The 19,537-nt window shown below is 53.6% G+C and carries 17 protein-coding genes and 1 tRNA gene; 15 read left to right on the top strand and 3 right to left on the bottom strand.

All coding sequences use genetic code 11. The annotated features are described in order from the left end of the window. The 15 genes from DBR37_RS17300 to DBR37_RS11945 form a co-directional block, all read left to right on the top strand. Positions 1 to 196 (top strand): hypothetical protein (locus DBR37_RS17300; protein WP_233588360.1); only part of this gene is annotated, 196 nt, incomplete at its 5' end. A gap of 89 nt (positions 197 to 285) precedes the next feature. Then, positions 286 to 361: transfer RNA gene (locus DBR37_RS12010), tRNA-Thr, on the top strand. A 1,416-nt stretch (positions 362 to 1,777) separates the two neighbouring features. Then, positions 1,778 to 2,488 (top strand): TerC family protein, encoded by a 711-nt coding sequence (locus DBR37_RS12005; RefSeq protein WP_124574724.1) that lies wholly within the window; start codon positions 1,778 to 1,780, stop codon positions 2,486 to 2,488. A 51-nt stretch (positions 2,489 to 2,539) separates the two neighbouring features. Beyond that, positions 2,540 to 3,043 (top strand): universal stress protein, encoded by a 504-nt coding sequence (locus tag DBR37_RS12000; RefSeq protein ID WP_124574723.1) that lies wholly within the window; start codon positions 2,540 to 2,542, stop codon positions 3,041 to 3,043. A 578-nt stretch (positions 3,044 to 3,621) separates the two neighbouring features. Further along, positions 3,622 to 4,242: an energy transducer TonB gene (locus DBR37_RS11995; protein ID WP_124574722.1), complete on the top strand. Its 621-nt coding sequence runs from the start codon at positions 3,622 to 3,624 to the stop codon at positions 4,240 to 4,242. A gap of 109 nt (positions 4,243 to 4,351) precedes the next feature. Next, positions 4,352 to 5,191 carry a MotA/TolQ/ExbB proton channel family protein gene (locus tag DBR37_RS11990; protein ID WP_124574721.1) on the top strand — a complete coding sequence of 280 codons (840 nt, stop codon included), beginning with the start codon at positions 4,352 to 4,354 and terminating at the stop codon, positions 5,189 to 5,191. A gap of 3 nt (positions 5,192 to 5,194) precedes the next feature. Next, a complete protein-coding gene (locus DBR37_RS11985) occupies positions 5,195 to 5,623 on the top strand; it encodes a biopolymer transporter ExbD (RefSeq protein WP_124574720.1) in 429 nt (142 codons plus the stop codon). Between the two features lie 20 nt (positions 5,624 to 5,643). Then, a complete protein-coding gene (locus DBR37_RS11980) occupies positions 5,644 to 6,075 on the top strand; it encodes a biopolymer transporter ExbD (RefSeq protein ID WP_124574719.1) in 432 nt (143 codons plus the stop codon). Positions 6,076 to 6,111: 36 nt separating this feature from the next. Next, on the top strand, positions 6,112 to 6,588 hold the full coding sequence (locus DBR37_RS11975; RefSeq protein ID WP_124574718.1) for a GAF domain-containing protein: 477 nt from the start codon (positions 6,112 to 6,114) through the stop codon (positions 6,586 to 6,588). 139 nt (positions 6,589 to 6,727) lie between these two features. Continuing rightward, complete coding sequence (locus DBR37_RS11970) at positions 6,728 to 7,741, top strand: aldo/keto reductase (RefSeq protein ID WP_124574717.1); 1,014 nt, start codon at positions 6,728 to 6,730, stop codon at positions 7,739 to 7,741. A 348-nt stretch (positions 7,742 to 8,089) separates the two neighbouring features. Beyond that, the gene (locus DBR37_RS11965) at positions 8,090 to 9,472 is read left to right on the top strand and encodes an LLM class flavin-dependent oxidoreductase (protein WP_199739107.1); all 1,383 of its coding nucleotides are present in this window, start codon (positions 8,090 to 8,092) and stop codon (positions 9,470 to 9,472) included. Between the two features lie 56 nt (positions 9,473 to 9,528). Beyond that, positions 9,529 to 10,845 (top strand): SfnB family sulfur acquisition oxidoreductase, encoded by a 1,317-nt coding sequence (locus DBR37_RS11960; RefSeq protein WP_124574716.1) that lies wholly within the window; start codon positions 9,529 to 9,531, stop codon positions 10,843 to 10,845. A gap of 66 nt (positions 10,846 to 10,911) precedes the next feature. After that, positions 10,912 to 11,925 (top strand): aldo/keto reductase, encoded by a 1,014-nt coding sequence (locus tag DBR37_RS11955; RefSeq protein WP_124574715.1) that lies wholly within the window; start codon positions 10,912 to 10,914, stop codon positions 11,923 to 11,925. 105 nt (positions 11,926 to 12,030) lie between these two features. After that, on the top strand, positions 12,031 to 14,007 hold the full coding sequence (locus DBR37_RS11950; protein ID WP_124574714.1) for an ABC transporter ATP-binding protein: 1,977 nt from the start codon (positions 12,031 to 12,033) through the stop codon (positions 14,005 to 14,007). Continuing rightward, positions 14,004 to 15,842: an ABC transporter ATP-binding protein gene (locus DBR37_RS11945; RefSeq protein WP_124574713.1), complete on the top strand. Its 1,839-nt coding sequence runs from the start codon at positions 14,004 to 14,006 to the stop codon at positions 15,840 to 15,842. Before DBR37_RS11950 ends, DBR37_RS11945 begins: the two co-directional genes overlap by 4 nt. A gap of 26 nt (positions 15,843 to 15,868) precedes the next feature. Here the strand turns inward: DBR37_RS11945 and DBR37_RS11940 are convergent, their stop codons facing one another. The 3 genes from DBR37_RS11940 to DBR37_RS11930 all read right to left on the bottom strand — a co-directional run bounded on the left by DBR37_RS11940 (position 15,869) and on the right by DBR37_RS11930 (position 19,356). Next, entirely contained in the window at positions 15,869 to 17,032 is a 1,164-nt protein-coding gene (locus tag DBR37_RS11940) for a YeeE/YedE family protein (RefSeq protein ID WP_124574712.1), read from the bottom strand. After that, complete coding sequence (locus DBR37_RS11935) at positions 17,033 to 17,947, bottom strand: sulfurtransferase (protein ID WP_124574711.1); 915 nt, start codon at positions 17,945 to 17,947, stop codon at positions 17,033 to 17,035. A gap of 494 nt (positions 17,948 to 18,441) precedes the next feature. After that, positions 18,442 to 19,356 (bottom strand): CysB family HTH-type transcriptional regulator, encoded by a 915-nt coding sequence (locus DBR37_RS11930; protein ID WP_124574710.1) that lies wholly within the window; start codon positions 19,354 to 19,356, stop codon positions 18,442 to 18,444. Positions 19,357 to 19,537 lie beyond the last annotated feature (181 nt).

Genomic DNA, 19,537 nt, shown 5'->3' with positions numbered 1-19,537 from the left:
TTTGCTTTGCGCGACGGATTCGGGCGAGCAATTTATACTTCCGCGATCCATGACCTGCGCTTGCTTCAAAAGTACACTTGTTGATGTGATTCTCTCTCCGGTTCAATTATTGTCTTCTGCAGCCTGCGCACCTGCAGGTGGTAGTAAAGTGATTTTGATCGCTCAGCAGGTTGTCATCCGGTTTTCCGACTGCTGAAATTTTAAGCAACAAAGCTTTTGAATCGCCTTACAAGACATGTTTTACGCAACAGTTAAATACTATTTTTTGATAGAATAGTCGGCTTCGCTGATGTAGCTCAGTTGGTAGAGCAACTGATTCGTAATCAGTAGGTCGGAGGTTCGATTCCTCTCATCAGCACCAGTATCAGGGCGGTTCACAGTAATGTGAGCCGCTTTTTTTTATCCCTCACTAACGTTATCCATCGCTGCACTCTTGATTCCGACCCACCGAAAACGAGCGCAAATCGCCCAGGTTCTTACCTCCCTTTAGGAGTGCCAGATCGAGTTGCGATGGTAGCTTTCTTCCCGCCTTCCTCGTACAAACTGCAACTCCACAAATTTCTTGGTGTGTATTTTCAATTCCGAGAGATATCTGCCGACAACGACTTTGTCTTCTTGATTAAATTGATCTGCAGTTAAGAATCGGTGATGAGGACATGGGAAGAAAAAATACGCTGATGCAAGATAGTTTGTGTGGTGGTGTAACTATACAAACGATCACCAATGTAGCCGGTGCGAGCAGTGTCATTGTTTGCCTTGAGCGGAAGCGGGAATCATGATCCCGCACTTGTACCTGTGTTGGGGCGCGCTGGATCTGTTCTATGTGGTTCGTTACGTCTGGCTGAACGTCGAAGGAGGTCGCGTGCCACTTTACAACGACATCGTGGCATACGCGCATATTGTGGAACCTGGAATTGCAGCGTCCATACTTTTCGGGTGTTCGCTTGTACTTACTGTATCAATCGCGATTTCTGCTTATTTGTTCCTGATAGGTAGCAGTTACGCAAAACCGGTGGCTTACGCACAAGTACCGCTGAGACTGATTCTGGGGGTGCCGTCGTTGTCATTCCTTCCCTGGCTTCTGCAGCTGACCGGAGCGCCTGCTCTGCTGCTGAATCTCGGTCTACTTCTCCTCTCGGAGCTTTTGAAGGTCACCACTCTATACCGTAGCCGTGCTTAGCCTGAGAAACTAACAGACGGCGATATTTAAGACTAAAACCAGTTTTTCGATAATACTGGTCGATAATCGTGTCCATCTATGCCATCCGTAGCCTCTGTGTAAATGGCCAAGTTGTACAAACGCATGGGTGTTGCGCACCGCTATTCATCTTTGCCTTGACCGCTGCTTGCGTTTGTAACCGGAGCCGGTGCAAGCCATGCGAATATCCCGGCCAAACAGCCTGCCTATATTCAAAATTTCCCCCGAAACCTCATCCAAAAATATGCAATATGCTTTGGAACTGCTACGGCAAATCAAAAATAAGCCAATATATTCAAAGCCTTATATAAATCTCATGTTTCCGTTATATTGTATTTAACGAAATCTTTATATTTCCATTGACAGTGGGTATCCGCTGGCCTATGTTGAAGCTAAGTAGTCGCCCTTAAAGGGGAGTAGCTTTACTGCAGAAGCCGTCATTACGGGATTTCCCCGGCCTGCAGGCAACGGCAACGTTGTAGCGAGACCTTTACCGATAGCAGGTAAAGGTTTTTTTTCGCGCAAATCTTTTCTGCATGCCGGCGGGCGAAGTAAGTCGGTCGCTTGCGAGGAGGAGACATGGATATGTTCTCGGCGGAATTCTTCTCGGCCTTGCTCGCGATCATCATCATCGATTTGGTACTGGCTGGTGATAACGCGATAGTGATCGCCCTGGTTGCGCGCAAGCTGCCGCAACATTTGCAACGCATCACCATCATCGGCGGTACGGTAGGTGCGGTTACAGTGCGTATCGCCATGACGGTCGCGATAGTCTGGTTGCTGAATGTGCCTGGTCTGTTGCTGATAGGTGGCGTGTTACTGGTCTGGATAGCCTACAAATTGCTGGCGCCGGTCCAGGCGGAAAAGAAACATGGTGAGTTGTCGGGTTCGCGCGTTGGTTTGTGGGCTGCGATCCGCACCATCATCGTGGCAGATGCTGTGATGGGTATGGATAACGTATTGGGCGTGGCCGGTGCAGCACACGGTGACTTCCTGCTGGTGGTGCTGGGCTTGCTGATCAGTGTGCCGATTATGGTGTTGGGCAGTACGCTGATTTTGAAATGGGTCGAGCGCTATCCGGTCATTATTTATATAGGCGCTGGTGTGCTGGCGTGGACAGCGGCAACGATGATTTCGAACGAGGCGGTCGTGCAAGCGTACTTGCTGGAGAACAGAGTAGTGGAATGGCTGCTGTATGGCCTGATTGTAGGCGGGGTCGTACTGAGTGGTTTGCTGAGGAATGCGCCTATTAAACCGACACGCGGGGAGGCAACACCAAGACATCCATAAGAACACAGTTCACAACAACCGTTAACGTTTATACATTGCGAGGAAAGTATCATGCTAAACATTCTCATACCCGTAGATGGTTCGCGGAATGCACTGCGTGCAGTGGAATACGTTATTCAATATCGTGCCATGCATGACGAATTGATCAACGTGAAACTGGCGAATGTCCAACCGCGTCTGTCGAGATACATCACACGTTTTGTGCCTTCGGGTAACGTGCGTTTGCTGCAAGAAGAACGTGCTGAGCAAGCATTGCAAGGTGCTGTTGATCTGCTGAATAAAGCGGGGGTCGAGCACTCGGTTCATATACGCAAAGGTGATGCCGCTGAAGGTATAGTCGCTTGCGCGCAAGAAACCGCAGCGCAAAAAATCGTGATGGGCACAACACGCAAGAATGCCTTGTCGCGCTTCTTCGAAGGTTCGGTAGTCAACAAAGTGATGGCGATGACTGAACTGCCTGTGGAAGTGATTGCAAAAGAAAACGGCAGCAAGCTGGAACGCTTCGGCATACCGGTCGGTGTCGGCCTGGCATTTTTATGGTTGGCCATCGAATGAGGGACGCATTCCCGAATTCAATCAATCTCAAGTTGTACCCAAGCCGGCGATGAAGCCGGCTTTTTTTATGCGCGCATATATCCGCATTAGCTTATTCAATTTTTACAGGCATTGATGCCGTCAGCATTTGGTGGCGTTGGCATCTATCTTTCTCGCTCCCCGCAAAGCAAGGCGCAGCAACGTTCCTGCACCTTCCATCGAATTTCATAAGCCATCTCGCTCCTCCTCTATCTATACGCATTTAATGTTGCGTCAATTTCAGAAAGTGGAATTTAGATATGAGGGAAAGCGGATATAGAAGTGAAATTTTGTTGGTATTGAATCGGAAAACACGATGCTATTCTGGCCTCGCTGGGGATACGGCAGTCTCTGCTTTTATCAGAACAAGCAGGCGATCACGGAGTAAAAACGCTATGCCACAGCATACCAGTCCAGGCCATGAACGCAGTTTGTGGCACAAGCCGGTATATGGGTGACACGTGATGCGTGCACATATCCTCAAACATTCATCGTAGAAATTTCAGTAATGAAAACAGCGCGTTGAACGAACAGATGTTCGCAGCGTATGGAGAAATAAAATGGATTTCGCCTTAGACAGACAGCAGCAGTACTCGAACAAATCTATTGCCAGCATAGGTGTGACGATCTTATTGCACTTGCTCATCGGTTATGCATTGGTGACCGGCCTCGCACGCGATGTCATCAACGTCATCAGCAAGCCGATAGAAACCCGCATTATCGAAGAAGTCAAATTGCCGCCACCGCCGCCGCAAGTCAAAACACCCCCGCCACCAAAATTCGTAAAACCACCTCCGGCATATGTGCCGCCGCCTGAAGTCCAGGTGAATGTACAGCCGCAGCCTAATGTGATTGCAACCGTTAGCAGCGCACCGCCTGAGCCATATGTACCTCCTGCACCGACCCCTGCAGTAGCAAAAGTCGGTCTGGCTTGCCCGGACTCAACCCGTATCCGTCAATCGCTGGAATACCCGCGTCAGGCATTGCAAAACAATATCTCCGGCAATGTGCTGGTGCAGTTTGTAGTTGGTACCAATGGCCAGTCGCGTGATTTCAGTCTGATCCGTTCCGCCCATCCTCTGTTGAATCGCGCCGCACTGGATGCCGCACAACGTTTCAACTGCGTTGGTCAGGGACGTGAAGTAGTGGTGCAAGTGCCTTTCGAATTCAAAGTTGAATAACGGCGGCCAGGAGTAACCGAATATTGGTAGCAGAGCGAGCCATCTATCCTCAATTGCTATCAAGCTTTATCTTCAGCTTTGTGCTGTGCATTTTTTAATTGGAGAAATCATGTTTAGCCGTAATCGTTTATCCGCAGTTGCCGTCTTCCTGGCAATTTTCTTTAGTGCTCCTGCTTACTCCGCTGGCAATACAGCAGCACCTGCTGTCGCCGCGACGCCGGCAATAGTTGCCGCCCAAGCTGCATCCGGCAGTGCTGCAGCACAGGCTGCAGAGCATGGCAAGGAAGTGAATCCTTATGGTATTTCTGCACTGTGGAATGGCAGTGATTTCGTCGCCAAAGGTACCTTGCTGATCCTGTTGTTGTTCTCTATCGGCAGCTGGTACATCATCGTCGCCAAGCTGCTGGCACAACGTAAGTTGCACAAACAGGCGCGTGATACTGAACGCACCTTCTGGGATGCCGGTACCGTACGTCAGGGCCTGGATACTTTGGAAAGCGGCACGCCTTTTCATTTCATCGGCACGCTGGCACTGAAGGCAACAGAACATCACAGCGGTTTGCTGGCGCATGTGGATTTCAATACCTGGGTAGTGCAGTCCCTGCATAGCTCGGTCGATACTGTGAAGAACCGATTGCAGGATGGTCTGGCATTTCTGGCGACGGTCGGCTCTACTGCGCCATTCGTCGGTCTGTTTGGCACGGTATGGGGTATTTACCATGCGTTGACAGCGATCGGTCTGTCCGGTCAGGCATCGATTGACAAGGTAGCTGGTCCGGTTGGCGAAGCGCTCATCATGACCGCGATCGGTCTGGCAGTTGCTGTGCCTGCAGTACTAGGCTACAACTTGCTGGTGCGTCGTAACAAAGCCGCGCTGGAAAAAGTACAGGATTTCAGTTCCACCTTGCACGCTGTATTGCTCAGCTCCGCGCCAACCAAAGCGAGCTAAATCATGGCGCTTACCTTTGGCAATGGCGGGGAAGAAGATAGCGTGGTGTCAGAGATCAACACCACGCCGCTGGTCGACGTGATGCTGGTGCTGCTGATTATCTTCCTGATCACGATCCCGGTCGTCACCAATACGATAGCGGTGAATCTGCCGCACGAAGAAAACCATGTGCGCGAAACCAAGCCGGAAAACATCAATCTTTCGGTTGATAAAAACGGCAAGATTTACTGGGATCAGGAATCGATAGCGGGTGCCGAAGCATTAACTACACGCCTCAAAACGGTAGCGGTGCAACAGCCGCAACCAGAGATCCAGATCCGCGGTGATGGTGATGCGAAGTACGAAGCGATCGGTCGCGTGATCTTTGCCTGCCAGCGTGCCGGCATCGTCAAGATCGGTTTCATTACCGAACCTGCACCACGTGGCGCATAAACTCAAGTAAAGGATAAATTATGGGCATGAGCGTAGGTTCCGGCAGCGGCTCTGGCGAGCCGGAAGTAATGTCGGAAATGAATACCACGCCGCTGATCGATGTGATGCTGGTTTTACTCATCATGCTGATCATCACGATACCGATCCAGCTGCATAATGTAGAACTCAATTTGCCGGCGGGTAATCCACCGCCACAAACGGTGATCCCGGAAGTGGTGCAGGTCGATATCAATGCGGCCGGAGTGGTAAGCTGGAACGGCGAGACCATCGCGGACCGCGAAGTGCTGGATAGCAAGTTGTCCGGTGCTGCAGCGCAGGACGTGCAACCTGAGTTGCACCTGCGTGCAGATCGCAATGCGCCATACAAGGCGGTGGCAGCGGTACTGGCATCGGCACAGCGATTGGGCGCGAACAAACTGGGTCTGGTTGGCAACGAACAGTTTGCCCAATAGACTCTGGAACTATCCTGGGAAGAAAGCACGATAACAATGGCTGAAGTACTGAGTTTCAACAAGCTGGGCGGCAAGGCAGATATTTATGCGGAGTTGTTGCCGCAGATAGAAGCATTGCTGGTAGCGGAGTCAGACCTGATTGCCAATCAGGCCAACATCGCAGCCGTCCTGCATCAGGCATTCGGCTTTCACTGGGTGGGCTTTTATCGTGTGCAAAAAGACGAGGTGGTGCTTGGACCTTTTCAGGGTCCGCTCGCCTGCACCCGCATCGCCAAAGGCAAGGGTGTGTGCGGTAGCGCCTGGCAGCAGTCGGCAACCATCGTGGTGCCGGATGTAGATCAGTTCCCTGGCCATATCGCATGCAGTTCCTTGTCCCGTTCCGAAATCGTTGTTCCTTACTTCGACCGTAACGGAGAGGTCGCGGGCGTACTGGATGTTGATAGTGAATATCCGGATGCGTTCTCCGCTATCGACCAGTTGTGGCTGGAGAAAATCGCCGCCTTACTCACCTAGCATTCATCCATAAACAGGGCGCGTAGCTTTTATTCGCGCCCACACCATACCTCGCATTCCGCAGTGCATACCGGAGCGCATACATGCGCATCCGGCTACGCCTTGCGCGCATGCTTTTAATTCAGAAAGATTTTTATTCATGGGACTGAAAGACTATCGTAACTTCGGACGCACCGGCGTCAAGATATCACCACTGACCTTGGGCTGCATGATGTTCGGCAACAAGACCGAGTTGGACGACACCGTGCGTATTATTGATCGCGCCATAGATGCCGGTATCAATATCATCGATACCGCCAATGTCTATGCGCGTGGCCGCAGTGAAGAGTTCACAGGCGAAGCACTCAAGCGCAATGGCAAACGCAAGGACATCTTCCTCGCATCCAAAGTCCATCTGCCCATGCATGACACGGATGGCAATCTGCGCGGCAGCTCGCGTCGCCACATCATCCAGCAAGTGGAAGACAGCCTGCGTCGCCTGCAAACAGATTATCTCGATCTCTATCAAATACACAGACCGGAACCGACCACCGCGATAGATGAAACACTGCGTGCACTGGACGACCTGGTGAAGTCGGGCAAGGTACGCTATATCGGTTCGACGACATTCGCCGGCTGGCAGGTGGTGGAAGCACTATGGGCCAGCAAGGAGCTGGGTCTGAATCGCTTCGTGTCGGAGCAGCCGCCGTACAACCTGCTGGATAGACGCATAGAACGCGAACTACTGCCTGTGGCAGAAACCTTTGGACTGGCGGTGATTCCATGGAGCCCGATCGGTGGCGGCCTGTTGTCAGGCAAGTATCGCAAGGGCCAGCCTTTGCCGCTGGACTCGCGTTACACCAATCCGAATCCTATGCAAGCGCGTCGTTTTGTCGACCGGGTGTTTGATGTGATTGAACCCTTGTCCGAGCTGGCGGCAGAAAAAGGTTTGCCCTTGTCGCAGCTGGCACTGGCCTGGGTTGCGCAGCAGCGCGGTGTCACCAGCGCAATTACCGGACCACGCACGCTGGAGCAACTGGAAGATGCATTGACGGCGATAGAAGTAACACTGACGCCAGAAGACCTGCAACGTATCGATGCCATCATTCCGCCGGGTACGCATGTAGGTCCGTTCTATGAAGCCAATTTTGGCGCAAGTGCTTATCGCTGGTAACGCATAATCAATGCGGCGCATGCAGCCAGCCTGTATGCACCGCTTGATACTCCATTCGTCCTATCCACTTATACAGCTAAGCATTGCACCAGACGAGTTTGAACTCCGAATCCAGGCGGAATATTGAAATGAAATTTGCTTGGTTCTTTAGCGCGCAATGAATTGATATTGTTCTCTGGTCGGACTGCTTAAACCTCGCTATCACCAGCGATCCCGCTGCCTGATCGACGACAGAGTAACCATCCCAGAAGCCCTTTGCCGGTTTGCCGTGTGTATCACGGTGCGCCGCTGCTATGGGTTTTCGCGCGCTAACAATTGTTGTACCCATCAGAGAATCCGGAATCAAGTATGAGCAAGAAGATACGCCTGAATGCTTTCAATATGAATTGTGTAGGCCATATACATCATGGCCTGTGGAAGCACCCACGCGATAACTCCAGCGACTACACCAAGCCGGAGTACTGGACGGAGCTGGCCAAACTGCTGGAGCGTGGACTATTTGATGGTGTCTTCCTGGCTGATATCGTCGGTGTCTACGACGTGCTGGGTGACGGCATAGAAGCGACCGCACGTGAAGCGGTGCAGTTGCCGGTTAACGATCCGCTGTATGTCGTACCGCTGATGGCGCAGGCGACCAAACACCTGGGCTTTGGCGTGACTTGCAATCTTACGTATGAGCAGCCGTATCTGTTCGCGCGCCGTCTCGCTACGCTGGATCATCTCAGTAATGGTCGTGTCGGCTGGAATATTGTTACCGGTTACCTCGATAGCGCGGCACGGGCGATGGGCCTGAAGCAGCAGATAGACCATGATGACCGCTACGAGCGTGGTGATGACTTCATGGAAGTGTTCTACAAGTTGTTGGAAGGCAGCTGGGAAGATGATGCCGTCGTACGCGACAAAGTCGGCGGCGTGTATGCCGATCCGAAGAAGATACATCGCATCCATCATGACGGCCCTTACTACAAGGTCGATGGCGTCTATAACCTGACCGAGCCTTCACTGCAGCGCACACCAGTGCTATACCAGGCGGGTGCTTCACAGCGTGGCAATGAGTTTGCCGCCAGGCATGCGGAGTGCGTCTTCACCGGTGCGCCGAGTCGTGAGCTGCTGGCCAAAGGGATAGCGAATATACGTCGCCTGGCAGTGGACGCTGGTCGGCAGCCGAATGACATCCTGGTTTTCTCCGGTCTCACCGTCGTGGTTGATAGCAATGAAAAAGCCGCGCGTGAAAAGTACGAAGACTACAAACAATACGCCAGTGCGGAAGGTTCGCTCGCACATATGGCCAGCGGCCAGAGCATAGACCTCGAAAAATTCGAGCTGGATGAAGAGATCACGCCAGAGAAACTGGAGGCGCTGTATCCCGGACGTCTGAAGCGGGTAGGCAGCGCGCGTGGTCGCAACTTTCTGGAAGGAACCACCCGCCGCAAGCTGCTGCAAAGTCGCGGCTTCGGTGCGCAGAACTCGGCGATAGTCGGTACGCCTTCGCAAGTTGCAGACGAGATTGCCAAATACGTGGAAGAAACCGATGTTGACGGCTTCAACCTGACACGTACCGTCGCGCCGGAAACCTATCGCGACTTCATCGACCTGGTTATACCTGAATTGCAGAACCGTGGTCTGTACAAGGAAGCATATGAAGAAGGCAGCCTGCGTCAAAAGCTGTTTGGCCGTGGTGCCAAGCTGCCGGATAGCCATATCGCCGCACAGTATCGGACATGGAAATAACAAGAAGATAAGCACAGGCGATTGAGCGCCATTCTTAGCACCACAAGGAGTATCGTATGAGTACATCAAACACATTGCAGTACACCGACCACGGTGTAGTCCAGCTGATACGCAGCGATGAAGAAGCGCTGGCGACAGCGCAGGTACTCGCTGATGAATTCGCGCAGGAAGCATCGCTGCGCGATCGTGAACGTCGCCTGCCGTTTGCCGAGCTGAAGAAAATCACGCAAAGCGGACTGTGGGCCATTACGGTACCGAAGGAGTACGGCGGTGCCGGTGTGTCCTACGTCACGCTGGCGCAGATCTTCGCCATCTTTTCGAAGGCCGATGGCTCTATCGGGCAGATTCCGCAGAATCACTACTTCGTGATTGAGTTGATACGTGAGCACGGTACCGACGAACAAAAGAAATTTTTCTTTGAGCGCATACTGGCCGGGGATCACTTCGGTAATGCGCTGGTAGAGCTGAACGTGAAGAAGCCGGAAGACCGCAAAGTCAGCCTGTTTGCAGATGGTGACGAACACTACCGCGCCACCGTGCGTAAATACTATGCAACCGGCTCGCTGTATGCAGACTGGATACCGACCGCGCTGAATAGTGAAGACAAGGAAGAGCATCACCTCGCCTTTTTCTCGCGTCACGCAGACGGTTTGACGATTATTGATGACTGGGCCGGGCTCGGACAACGTACCACCGCCAGCGGCAGTGTGATCCTGGACAATGCACGCATAGCGAAGAATCTGGTCGTATCGCACCGTGAGAAGAAAGAACACGTATCGCCGGTCGGACCTGCCGGGCAGATCATGCATGCAGCCATCGATACCGGTATAGCACGCGCTGCATTCGAAGCAACGATCGCATTTATCCGCGGGCGTAATCCGAAGAAAGCGGATGCAGCACCGGATACAGCATGGGAAGAAGATCAATTAACCATACGTGAGATTGGTGACTTGTCAGTCGCACTGCATGGCGCAGAAGCCTTGCTCGAACGTGCTGGCAGGATTATCGATCATGCGTATGTGACCGGTTTGCAGACGGACTGGACCAAGGCATCTATCGCGGTATCCGAGGTGCGTGCCGCCAGCACCCATGCAGCATTGCTGATTACTAATAAACTGTTTGAATTCTCCGGTACGCAAGCGACCGCCAGCAAGCACAACCTGGATCGCTACTGGCGCGACGCACGTACGCATACCTTGCACGATCCGGTGCGCTGGCGTTTATATGATGTAGGCAACTATTATCTGAACGACAAAGTGCCGCTGCGTCGACGCTTTAACCAGATAGAGAAAAAGGCCGAAGAGAAAGCGGCAGATGCCGTTGCTGATGCGAATGCGGCGGCGGCAAAGAATGACGCACTGGCCAGTGCCTGATGGTTGAGCAAGACATCAGGCACTGGTTCTTACCAACCTGATGGAAAACAAATAAAGAGGTGTGAGATGCAATACGAAAATTTAGGGAAAAGCGGTCTGAAAGTATCGCGCCTGTGTCTGGGCACCATGATGTTTGGTGGTGCCAGCGATGAACCAACCTCGCATCAGATTATTCAGCATGCGCATGAGCACGGTATCAATTTCATCGATACGGCAGACATCTACACTGGCGGTGAGTCGGAGCGCGTGGTTGGTCGGGGGATCGCTGCGCAACGCGATAAGTGGGTGCTGGCAACCAAGGTCGGCAATGGTTCCGATAAATGGCCGAATGAAAAAGGCTTGTCGCGCCGCCGCATCATCCAGGCGGTAGAGCAAAGTTTGCAGCGCCTGGGTACCGATTACATCGATATCTACTACCTGCACAGACCCGATCCGGCCACGCCTTTGCATGAAACAGTACGCGCACTCGGTGATCTGATCGCACAGGGCAAGATCCGCTACTTCGGCCTGTCCAACTTCAGTGCGTGGCAACTGGCTGAAGTCGTGCATCTGACGAAGGAGCTGGGCGTAACGCCGCCTATCGTCTCGCAACCGTATTACAACGCTGCGAATCGCATGCCGGAAGTAGAGCATCTGCCCGCCTGCAATTTCCACGGCCTGGGCGTGGTGTCATACAGCCCGCTGGCACGTGGCGTACTGACCGGTAAATATCTGCCTGGCAATGAACCGGATCAAAACAGCCGGGTCGGGCGTGGCGACAAACGTGCGCTGCAAACCGAGTGGCGTCCGGAATCCATCGCACTGGCGCAAGCGCTGCAAGAGCATGCGCAAGCACATGGCACGACTAACGTTGAACTGGCGCTAGCCTGGGTACTTAATAATCGTCTGGTGACGTCTGTCATCGGTGGTCCGCGTACCTTTGAGCAGTGGCAAGCCTACCTGGATGCCTTGAACTATCGCTACACGGCGGAAGACGAAGCCTTGTTTGATCGCCTGGTGCCACCTGGTCATCCGAGCACACCCGGCTACACCGACCCTGAGTATCCGGTCATTGGTCGTGTCCCCCGCAATGCACTTTGATCTTTCCTGAAACGGAAGTATCAGCAGAATTCGCGGCAGGATTGCATAGCAGTAGCACCAGGCAGTTAATTTTTTGAATCACACTATTTTGTGGATAGCCGTTCTATGAGTATTTCCTCCGCCCCTTCTGCTGACGACAGTGACGCCGTCGCCCAGCCCGCAAACATTGCAACAAACAAGGCAAAGAAACCGCGACCTAAAGTCCTGCCACATCACTCGGAAGAGATCGATGTACAGGCCATGCCGCAAGTACTGGGCCGCTTGACCAGGTTGGCGATCCGTTATCCGTGGCATTGCACCTTCGCCATCCTGGCGGCGCTGGGTGCCGCCGTTTTCAACTTGCTGATGCCGCTGTTGCTTGGGCATGCGGTGGATCAGGCTGGTCACTTGTTGGTAAATGCCCAGCTGGGCGCAGATGTCGTGCGCAAGGCCTTGCTGGTTACCGGTGGCCTGATCGTACTGGTCTGTGCCGTGCGCGGCATACTCACCGGACTGCAAGGTTATCTGGGCGAGACATTGGCGCAAAAAGTCGGCTACGACCTGCGCATGGCTTTCTATGAAAAGCTGCAACGACTTAGCTTCAGCTATCACGACAAGATACATACTGGTGACCTGATCGCACGCGGCATGCTGGATCTGGAAGGCGTGCGCGCTTTCCTGGAGTTCGGCGTGCTGCGAGTGATTACCCTGGCATTGCTGTTGGGGGTCGGCTCATGGCGCTTGCTGAGCATAGATGTCACGCTGGGTTTGCTGGCCTTGAGCTTTGTACCGTTCGTCGCGTGGAATGCGGCACGTACCGGCTTGCGTTTGCGTGTGAGCTGGCAACGACTGCAAAAGATGATGTCCGAGATGACGCTGAACATGGAAGAGAATTTGCAAGGCGTGCGCGTCGTACGCGCTTTCACTTCGCGCCTGCACGAGATGGCCAAGTTCGACAAAATCTCTGACGTCGCACTGCGTTTGTCGAATCAACGCATCACCGAACGCATGGGCAATATGAGTGCGATGGTACTGGCGTACTACACATCTATGGCATTGGTGCTGTGGGTAGGTGGTCAGCGTGTCGCCAGCGGTGCATTGACGGTCGGCTCACTGACAGAGTTCCTGACCTTCATCACCATCCTGCAACAACCATTGCGCCAGATCGGCATGATCGTCAATGCCAGTGCCCGTGCGACTGGTTCCGGTGCGCGTCTGTTTGAAGTGCTGGATACCGATCCGGAAATCAAGGACGCGCCGCACGCACATGAGTTGCAACTCGATCAAGGTTTGCTGCGCTTCGACTCGGTCAGCTTTGCATACGGACATGGGCCGAATGACAGGGCGATACTGCACGACATCAGCTTCGAAGTGAAGAAAGGCGAAGTGCTGGGCATAGTCGGTGCGCCGGGCAGCGGCAAGTCCACGCTGGCGCATTTGATCCCGCGTTTCTATGAAGTGAGCTCGGGCAGCATCACCATCGATGGCCAGGACTTGCGCGCGCTCAAGCTTGCTTCACTGCGCAGTGCAGTCAGCCTGGTGCAACAGGAAAACTTCCTCTTCGATACTTCGGTGCATAACAACGTCGCTTACTCCGAACCACAAGCAGGTGAAGAGCGCGTGATTGCCGCGGCATCGGTAGCGCAGATACATGAGCATGTAGAGCAACTGCCCAAGGGTTACACCACGCGTGTCGGTGAACGCGGTGTGGCTTTGTCCGGCGGGCAGCGTCAACGCATGACCATCGCGCGCGGCTTGCTGGATCAACCCGCCATCCTGGTACTGGATGATTCGACCGCAGCGATAGACCCGGCAACCGAGCAACGCGTACGTGCTGCCTTGCAATCGTCGCTGAAGAATACGGCCACCATCATTATTGCGCACAGACTGAGTTCGCTTAAACATGCCGATCAGATCATCGTGCTGGATGAAAGCCGCATCGTGGAACGTGGCACACATGCTGAGCTGGCTGTTGCAGGCGGACGCTATGCCGAACTGTGGAATCTGCAGAATCGTGGTGTGCAGAATGAGGCAGATACAACAACGAATACGGCGACCGTTGGCGTAAGTAAAAACAATAGCAATGTGGAGTTTGCATCATGAGTACAACGCAGGCCAAGAAAGCCATAGATCTAAATGCAGAAGTACGCGGTGAAGATATCTTTGCACGCTACGACAGTCGTGTCGTCAGCAGGCTGTGGGCTTATATACGCCCGCATCGCTGGGCACTGGTGGCGGTAGTTGTTACCGTTGCCTTGTTCACCATCGTGCAGGTATTGATCCCGGTGACGGTGCGTTACGCGGTGGACAGTGCAGTCGGGAATGCGCAATTTGCATTCAATACCATCCTGGCGGTATTCGTCTCGCTGATTATCCTGAACGCGGTATCCAACTTTTTTCAGGAATGGGTGGCGGCGCGCCTGGCGCAAAGAGTGATCTTTGATTTGCGCCGTGCGATGTTCAATCACCTGCAACATGTATCCCTGTCCATCCTTGACCGGACCCAGGTAGGGCGATTGATGTCGCGCCTGCAGGGTGATGTCAACTCCTTGCAGGAATTCATGGAGACATCGGTATCCGCAGTCGGTGATTTCTTCCTGCTGATAGGTATAGTCGCCGTCTTGCTGCTGATGGACGTCAAACTTGGTTTGCTGACCTTGTGCGTGCTACCTATGATGTTCCTGGTACGGAAGATATGGTTGCCCTGGGCGCGCAAGGCATTCACGCGCGCACGTGAAGCATCGTCTAGTGTGAACGCTGCGCTGGCAGAAAATATTAACGGTATACGAACCGTACAGGAGAATCGTCGTGAGATCGTCAACTTCGAGCGCTACGATGTGCGTGCGATAGAAAATTTGCAGGCGCAAATCGGTTCGTCGCGCGCATCGCAAGTCATGATGCCAACGGTAGATACATTGACTGGTCTGGCGATGGCGATCGTGGTGGTGGTTGGTGGTTCATCCGTCGTATCGGGACAACTGGATGTTGGCGTCATGGTTGCCTTCATCTTCTGTGTACAACGCTTCTTTGATCCTATCCGTACGTTGACGATGCAGTACACGGTGATGCAACGTGCGATGGCATCCGGCCACCGTATCTTTGAAGTGCTGGATGTTGAAGTCACGCTAAGCGACAAAAAGGATGCGCAGGTCCTGCCGGATGTGCCGCCAGCGATCGAGTTCAATCATGTGACTTTCGGCTATCGCCCGAATCAACCGGTGCTGCATGATCTTAATCTGCATATCCAGCCCTACCAGACAGTGGCGCTGGTCGGGCCTACCGGTTCCGGCAAGACCAGTATCGCGGCCCTGATACACCGCTTCTATGATGTGTGGGACGGCGAAGTCAAAGTCGGTGGACAGGATGTACGTGACCTGACGCTGGATTCGCTGGGGCAGTGCGTCGGCATGGTGTTGCAGGAACCCTTCCTCTTCAGCGGCACAATCGCTGACAACATGCGTTACGGCTTGCAGTGGGCGACGCGTGCACAAGTGATAGAAGCGGCAAAAGCCGTACGTGCACATGATTTCATCATGCGTTTGCCAGATGGCTACGACACCATGCTGGGGCAGCGCGGTCGCAATCTCTCTATCGGCCAACGTCAGCTGCTCAGCTTTGCCCGCGCCTTGCTGGCGAAACCTAAGATCCTGATCCTGGATGAAGCGACCGCGAACATCGACAGCTTCACCGAACTGGAAATCCAGCGCGCTCTGAATGTACTGCGCAAGGGACGCACCACCATCATCATTGCCCACCGCCTGGCGACGATACGTGATGCAGATGTGATCGTGGTCCTGCAGAAAGGTCGCATCGTCGAAAAAGGTTCGCACGATGAATTGCTGTTGAACAAAGGCTTGTATGCGAAGCTACATGCCAGCAGCAATGAGTCGTTTGATGATTTTGCTGAAGCTGAAGGCGAGCGGGTGCCGAATAGTTGATGTGGAATGAGCAAAGATGCGCTGGTTTAATTCCAGCGCATTTTCACTCTTACCTGCCATCCTATCCACAGCCCGCCGAACAGGAAGAACGCAAAGATCCAGCCTGATGTAGCGCCGGCCATGATGCCGGACAACAAGGTGCCGACCGTGCAACCCAGCGCAACCATGGAACCCCAACCCATCAGGATGCCACCGGCAAATGCTCGGCCGATTTCGGGTAGCTTGGGCCGACGCGGTTTAAAGTCACCGGCAGAGATGGCCGCAGCCAGTGATCCCAGAATCAGGCTGATGACGAATACACCGTTTTGCGACCATAGGGTTTCCTTGATGACGGTCGCACAACCGGAGAAGGTATCAATACCTTCCAGGCGTGCAGGCAACCATGACAGGCTGTTCGCTGCAGTGCGTGCAATGCTGCCGAGCTCAGCCGTCACGCCCAGGGGCCCGATGCGGAAGTAAGAAAGGACTGCGACGAATGCGATCAGCAAACCGCCCACATAAGCAGGCCAGCGTCGCTCCCATCGGTTGCCCGTACTTGCTTCCTGCGCTTTGTGTCCGCGCCAGAGCCAGATCGCGAGTGCGGTCAATACAGAGAGTTGTAATACGACAGATCCGGCGTAACCGAAATGATGTGGCAGCCAGACCACAGGTGCTTCCTGTATGCCGGACAGATACAATTTGTTCCAGCTGAGGAAGCCCAGGACAAAACCAAACAGTGTGCCGAGCAACGCAAAGGGCGAAACCGTCGAGCCTTCGCCCAGGCGATACAAATGTGCGCTGATGCATGAACCCGAGAGTGCCATGCCGATGCCGAAGCTGAGTGCGCCTGCAGCCAGTACCCAGCTCACCGGGCCGATATGTGCCTGCGGTGGCAAGCGACCGAGGGTGGGGATGGGCATGAATGCGCCGAAGACGAGGTGGTAACCGAGTATGCCGACGACCAGTGCCACGATGATGCCGAGCAGGCCGCGTGCATCGCGTCGTTCTATGAAATCACGACTGACGCAAAAGAAACAGAAGCGCGAACGCTGTAGAAAAATGCCAAATGCAAGACCTAACAAGGCAGACAGTGCCAGTTCACGGCCACCCGCAGCGATGCTGCCGAGAGTATGTGAGAACCAGACTGCTGCCGTCAGGATAATGACAGAAGGCAAAAGCCGCCGTAGCGGCGGCAATGCCAGATCAGCCAATTATTTTCCGCCCCATACTGTGCCAGCCAGGTTGGTAACCGGTACGCCGACTGCGTTACCGTATTCAGTCCAGGAACCGTCGTAGTTGCGGACGTCGTAGCCCAGCAGTTTTTTCAGTGCGAACCAGGTATGGCTGGAACGTTCGCCGATACGGCAGTAGGTGATGACTGGTTTGCTGCCATCGATGCCGGCTGCAGCATAGATTTTCTTCAGTTCATCGACCGATTTGAAAGTGCCGTCAGCAGCAACTGCCTGACCCCAAGGTACATTGGCGGCGCCAGGGATGTGACCGGCACGAATAGCCAGTTCCTGTACGCCGGCAGGTGCGAACACTTTGCCACTGTATTCATCCGCCGAACGGATATCTACCAGCGCGACATTGCTTTTCTTTTCAGCGGCTGCAACCACGTCACTCAAACGTGCGCGCAGTGCAGGATTGGCCGCGCTGATTTTGATATTGCCGGCAGCAGGGATTTTGCTCACAGCAACCAATGGACGGTTTTCTGTTTCCCATTTTTTACGGCCGCCATCCAGCAGCTTGACGTCCTTGACGCCGTAGATGTCGAATACCCATGCGCCCCATGCCGCGAACCAGTTGTTGGTGTCACCGTAGAGGACAATGGTGCTGTCGCTGTTGACGCCTGCATTGCGCAGCAGTTTTTCAAAGTTTTGCTGGCTGGCGATGTCGCGACGTACCGTATCAACCAGGTCGGTATGCCATGAAAAATTCACCGCGCCAGGAATGTGTGCGCGCTCGAATACGCCCGGGTTGACGCTGACTTCAATCAGACGCAATTTAGGGTTGTTGATGTTTTTTTCCAGCCAGTCGGTGCTGACCAGGAAGTCGCTTGGTGCCGCATGCGCGCTACCAAGCAACAGGCTGCCTGCGATCAGCAGGGACTTGATGATTTTCATTTTGATTCTCCTCGGTTTGTTAAGAAAGCGTTACGTACTCACATTACCGAAGAGATTGCTGACGAACAACGAAGCTTTTTCAATATCGATATTCAGAAAATGCATGTGAAGAAACAGGTGTTAAATCTGGTTCGTTGGAAGTTTGATGGGGGTTTTCTTCGTGGAGAAGTGGGTTGCCGGGAGTGGCCCGGCGGCCACTCACTTATCTTGCTTCGCCAAGAAAAGTAAGCAAAAGAAGGCGACCACGGCGCCGCTGCCCCTGCGGGGGGCCTGTTTGTGCAAGACAAAAATGGGAAGTGGACGAAACTCGCTGCCCTTGCAGGGCGCATATCCGCTTGCAAGCGGATACCGTTACGCAGGCGCGGACAGTGTTCCGCGAATTCCCTGCTACACCTCAAACAACGTCCACTTCTTTTTCCATTTTCTGTCCCGCACAAACGGCATCTTCACAGTGGATAACATCCACCGCCTTTAAGGGCGAACGTAGTCGCGCTTTAAGCGCTTTTCAGGTCTTCCAGTCGAAGATTAGGAGCAAACGTTTCGAGGAAGCGATAAGCAAACGAGGGCAGGAACGTACCGTTGCGTACCGCAACCAAGGTGGTGCAGGAACCAAACAATGTGCCTTCTGTTTCCAGTACAGTCAGGCCGCTTTTCTCTATCCCATCGAGCGCCATTTCGGCCACGATGCCGACACCGAGACCGCGTTCGACGTAGGTCTTGATGACATCGGCATCCATCGCTGTCAGGCGGAAGTCCGGTACCAGCCCGGCCTGGCTGAATGCCGCGTCCACGCACTTGCGTCCGGTGAACTGCGGGTTGTAGGTGATGAGCGGATATTCGGCAATGTCTTGCAGCGTCACTGGCGCTTTCTTCACCAGCGGATGATCCTGCGGCACGATGACCTGATGATTCCAGGAGAAGCATGGGTAAGCCAGGATGTCCGGCGACTGGTCGAGTACTTCGCTGGCGATGCCGATGTCGGCTTCACCATTGCTGATCATGGCGGCAACCTGGTTGGGCGTACCCTGATGCAGTTCCAGTTTGACCTTAGGGAATTCGTTGTTGAATTGCTCGACTACGCGCGGCAGCGTGTAGCGGGCCTGGGTATGGGTGGCGGCGATGATGAGCTGGCCAGTATCCACGCCTGAATACTGGCTGGCATAGCGACGCAGGTTTTCTGTTTCCAGCAGGATGCGCTTGACGATTTCCACTGCACCGTCACCGGCACGGGTAACCGATGTGAGTCGCTTGCCGGAGCGTACGAAGAGGTCTATACCCAGTTCATCTTCCAGATCCTTGATCTGTTTGCTCACACCTGATTGCGATGTATACAGGACGGCAGCAACCTCAGTGAGATTGAGATTGTTGCGTATCGCTTCGCGTACGAATCGTAATTGCTGAAAATTCATGGACTCTTTCCCTTTTAATACTGATGGCTGTCCCTGCCCGGACTGAGTCTGGTGCAAGGATGCGCTTTTTATTTTGTGCTGCTGTTATCGATAATCTATTTGCGGCTGACAAGTAAGGCATGCCTGAATTTTTAGCATAACGAGCTGTGCCTGATATATGAACCAATTAAAAATGATTTGA

It is taken from the genome of Herminiimonas sp. KBW02, from assembly GCF_003852535.1.
Lineage (GTDB): Bacteria > Pseudomonadota > Gammaproteobacteria > Burkholderiales > Burkholderiaceae_D > Oxalicibacterium.
Note: the sequence above shows the minus strand (reverse complement) of the source record. Positions and strands in the feature narration are given on the sequence as shown.

Coding starts and splice junctions, on each gene's coding strand:
- DBR37_RS12000 (WP_124574723.1), top strand. CDS start 2,540: ATGCTAAACATTCTCATACCCGTAGATGGTTCGCGGAATGCACTGCGT.
- DBR37_RS11990 (WP_124574721.1), top strand. CDS start 4,352: ATGTTTAGCCGTAATCGTTTATCCGCAGTTGCCGTCTTCCTGGCAATT.
- DBR37_RS11950 (WP_124574714.1), top strand. CDS start 12,031: ATGAGTATTTCCTCCGCCCCTTCTGCTGACGACAGTGACGCCGTCGCC.
- DBR37_RS11980 (WP_124574719.1), top strand. CDS start 5,644: ATGGGCATGAGCGTAGGTTCCGGCAGCGGCTCTGGCGAGCCGGAAGTA.
- DBR37_RS11975 (WP_124574718.1), top strand. CDS start 6,112: ATGGCTGAAGTACTGAGTTTCAACAAGCTGGGCGGCAAGGCAGATATT.
- DBR37_RS11960 (WP_124574716.1), top strand. CDS start 9,529: ATGAGTACATCAAACACATTGCAGTACACCGACCACGGTGTAGTCCAG.
- DBR37_RS11985 (WP_124574720.1), top strand. CDS start 5,195: ATGGCGCTTACCTTTGGCAATGGCGGGGAAGAAGATAGCGTGGTGTCA.
- DBR37_RS11970 (WP_124574717.1), top strand. CDS start 6,728: ATGGGACTGAAAGACTATCGTAACTTCGGACGCACCGGCGTCAAGATA.
- DBR37_RS11955 (WP_124574715.1), top strand. CDS start 10,912: ATGCAATACGAAAATTTAGGGAAAAGCGGTCTGAAAGTATCGCGCCTG.
- DBR37_RS11965 (WP_199739107.1), top strand. CDS start 8,090: ATGAGCAAGAAGATACGCCTGAATGCTTTCAATATGAATTGTGTAGGC.
- DBR37_RS12005 (WP_124574724.1), top strand. CDS start 1,778: ATGGATATGTTCTCGGCGGAATTCTTCTCGGCCTTGCTCGCGATCATC.
- DBR37_RS11945 (WP_124574713.1), top strand. CDS start 14,004: ATGAGTACAACGCAGGCCAAGAAAGCCATAGATCTAAATGCAGAAGTA.
- DBR37_RS11930 (WP_124574710.1), bottom strand. CDS start 19,356: ATGAATTTTCAGCAATTACGATTCGTACGCGAAGCGATACGCAACAAT.
- DBR37_RS11935 (WP_124574711.1), bottom strand. CDS start 17,947: ATGAAAATCATCAAGTCCCTGCTGATCGCAGGCAGCCTGTTGCTTGGT.
- DBR37_RS11995 (WP_124574722.1), top strand. CDS start 3,622: ATGGATTTCGCCTTAGACAGACAGCAGCAGTACTCGAACAAATCTATT.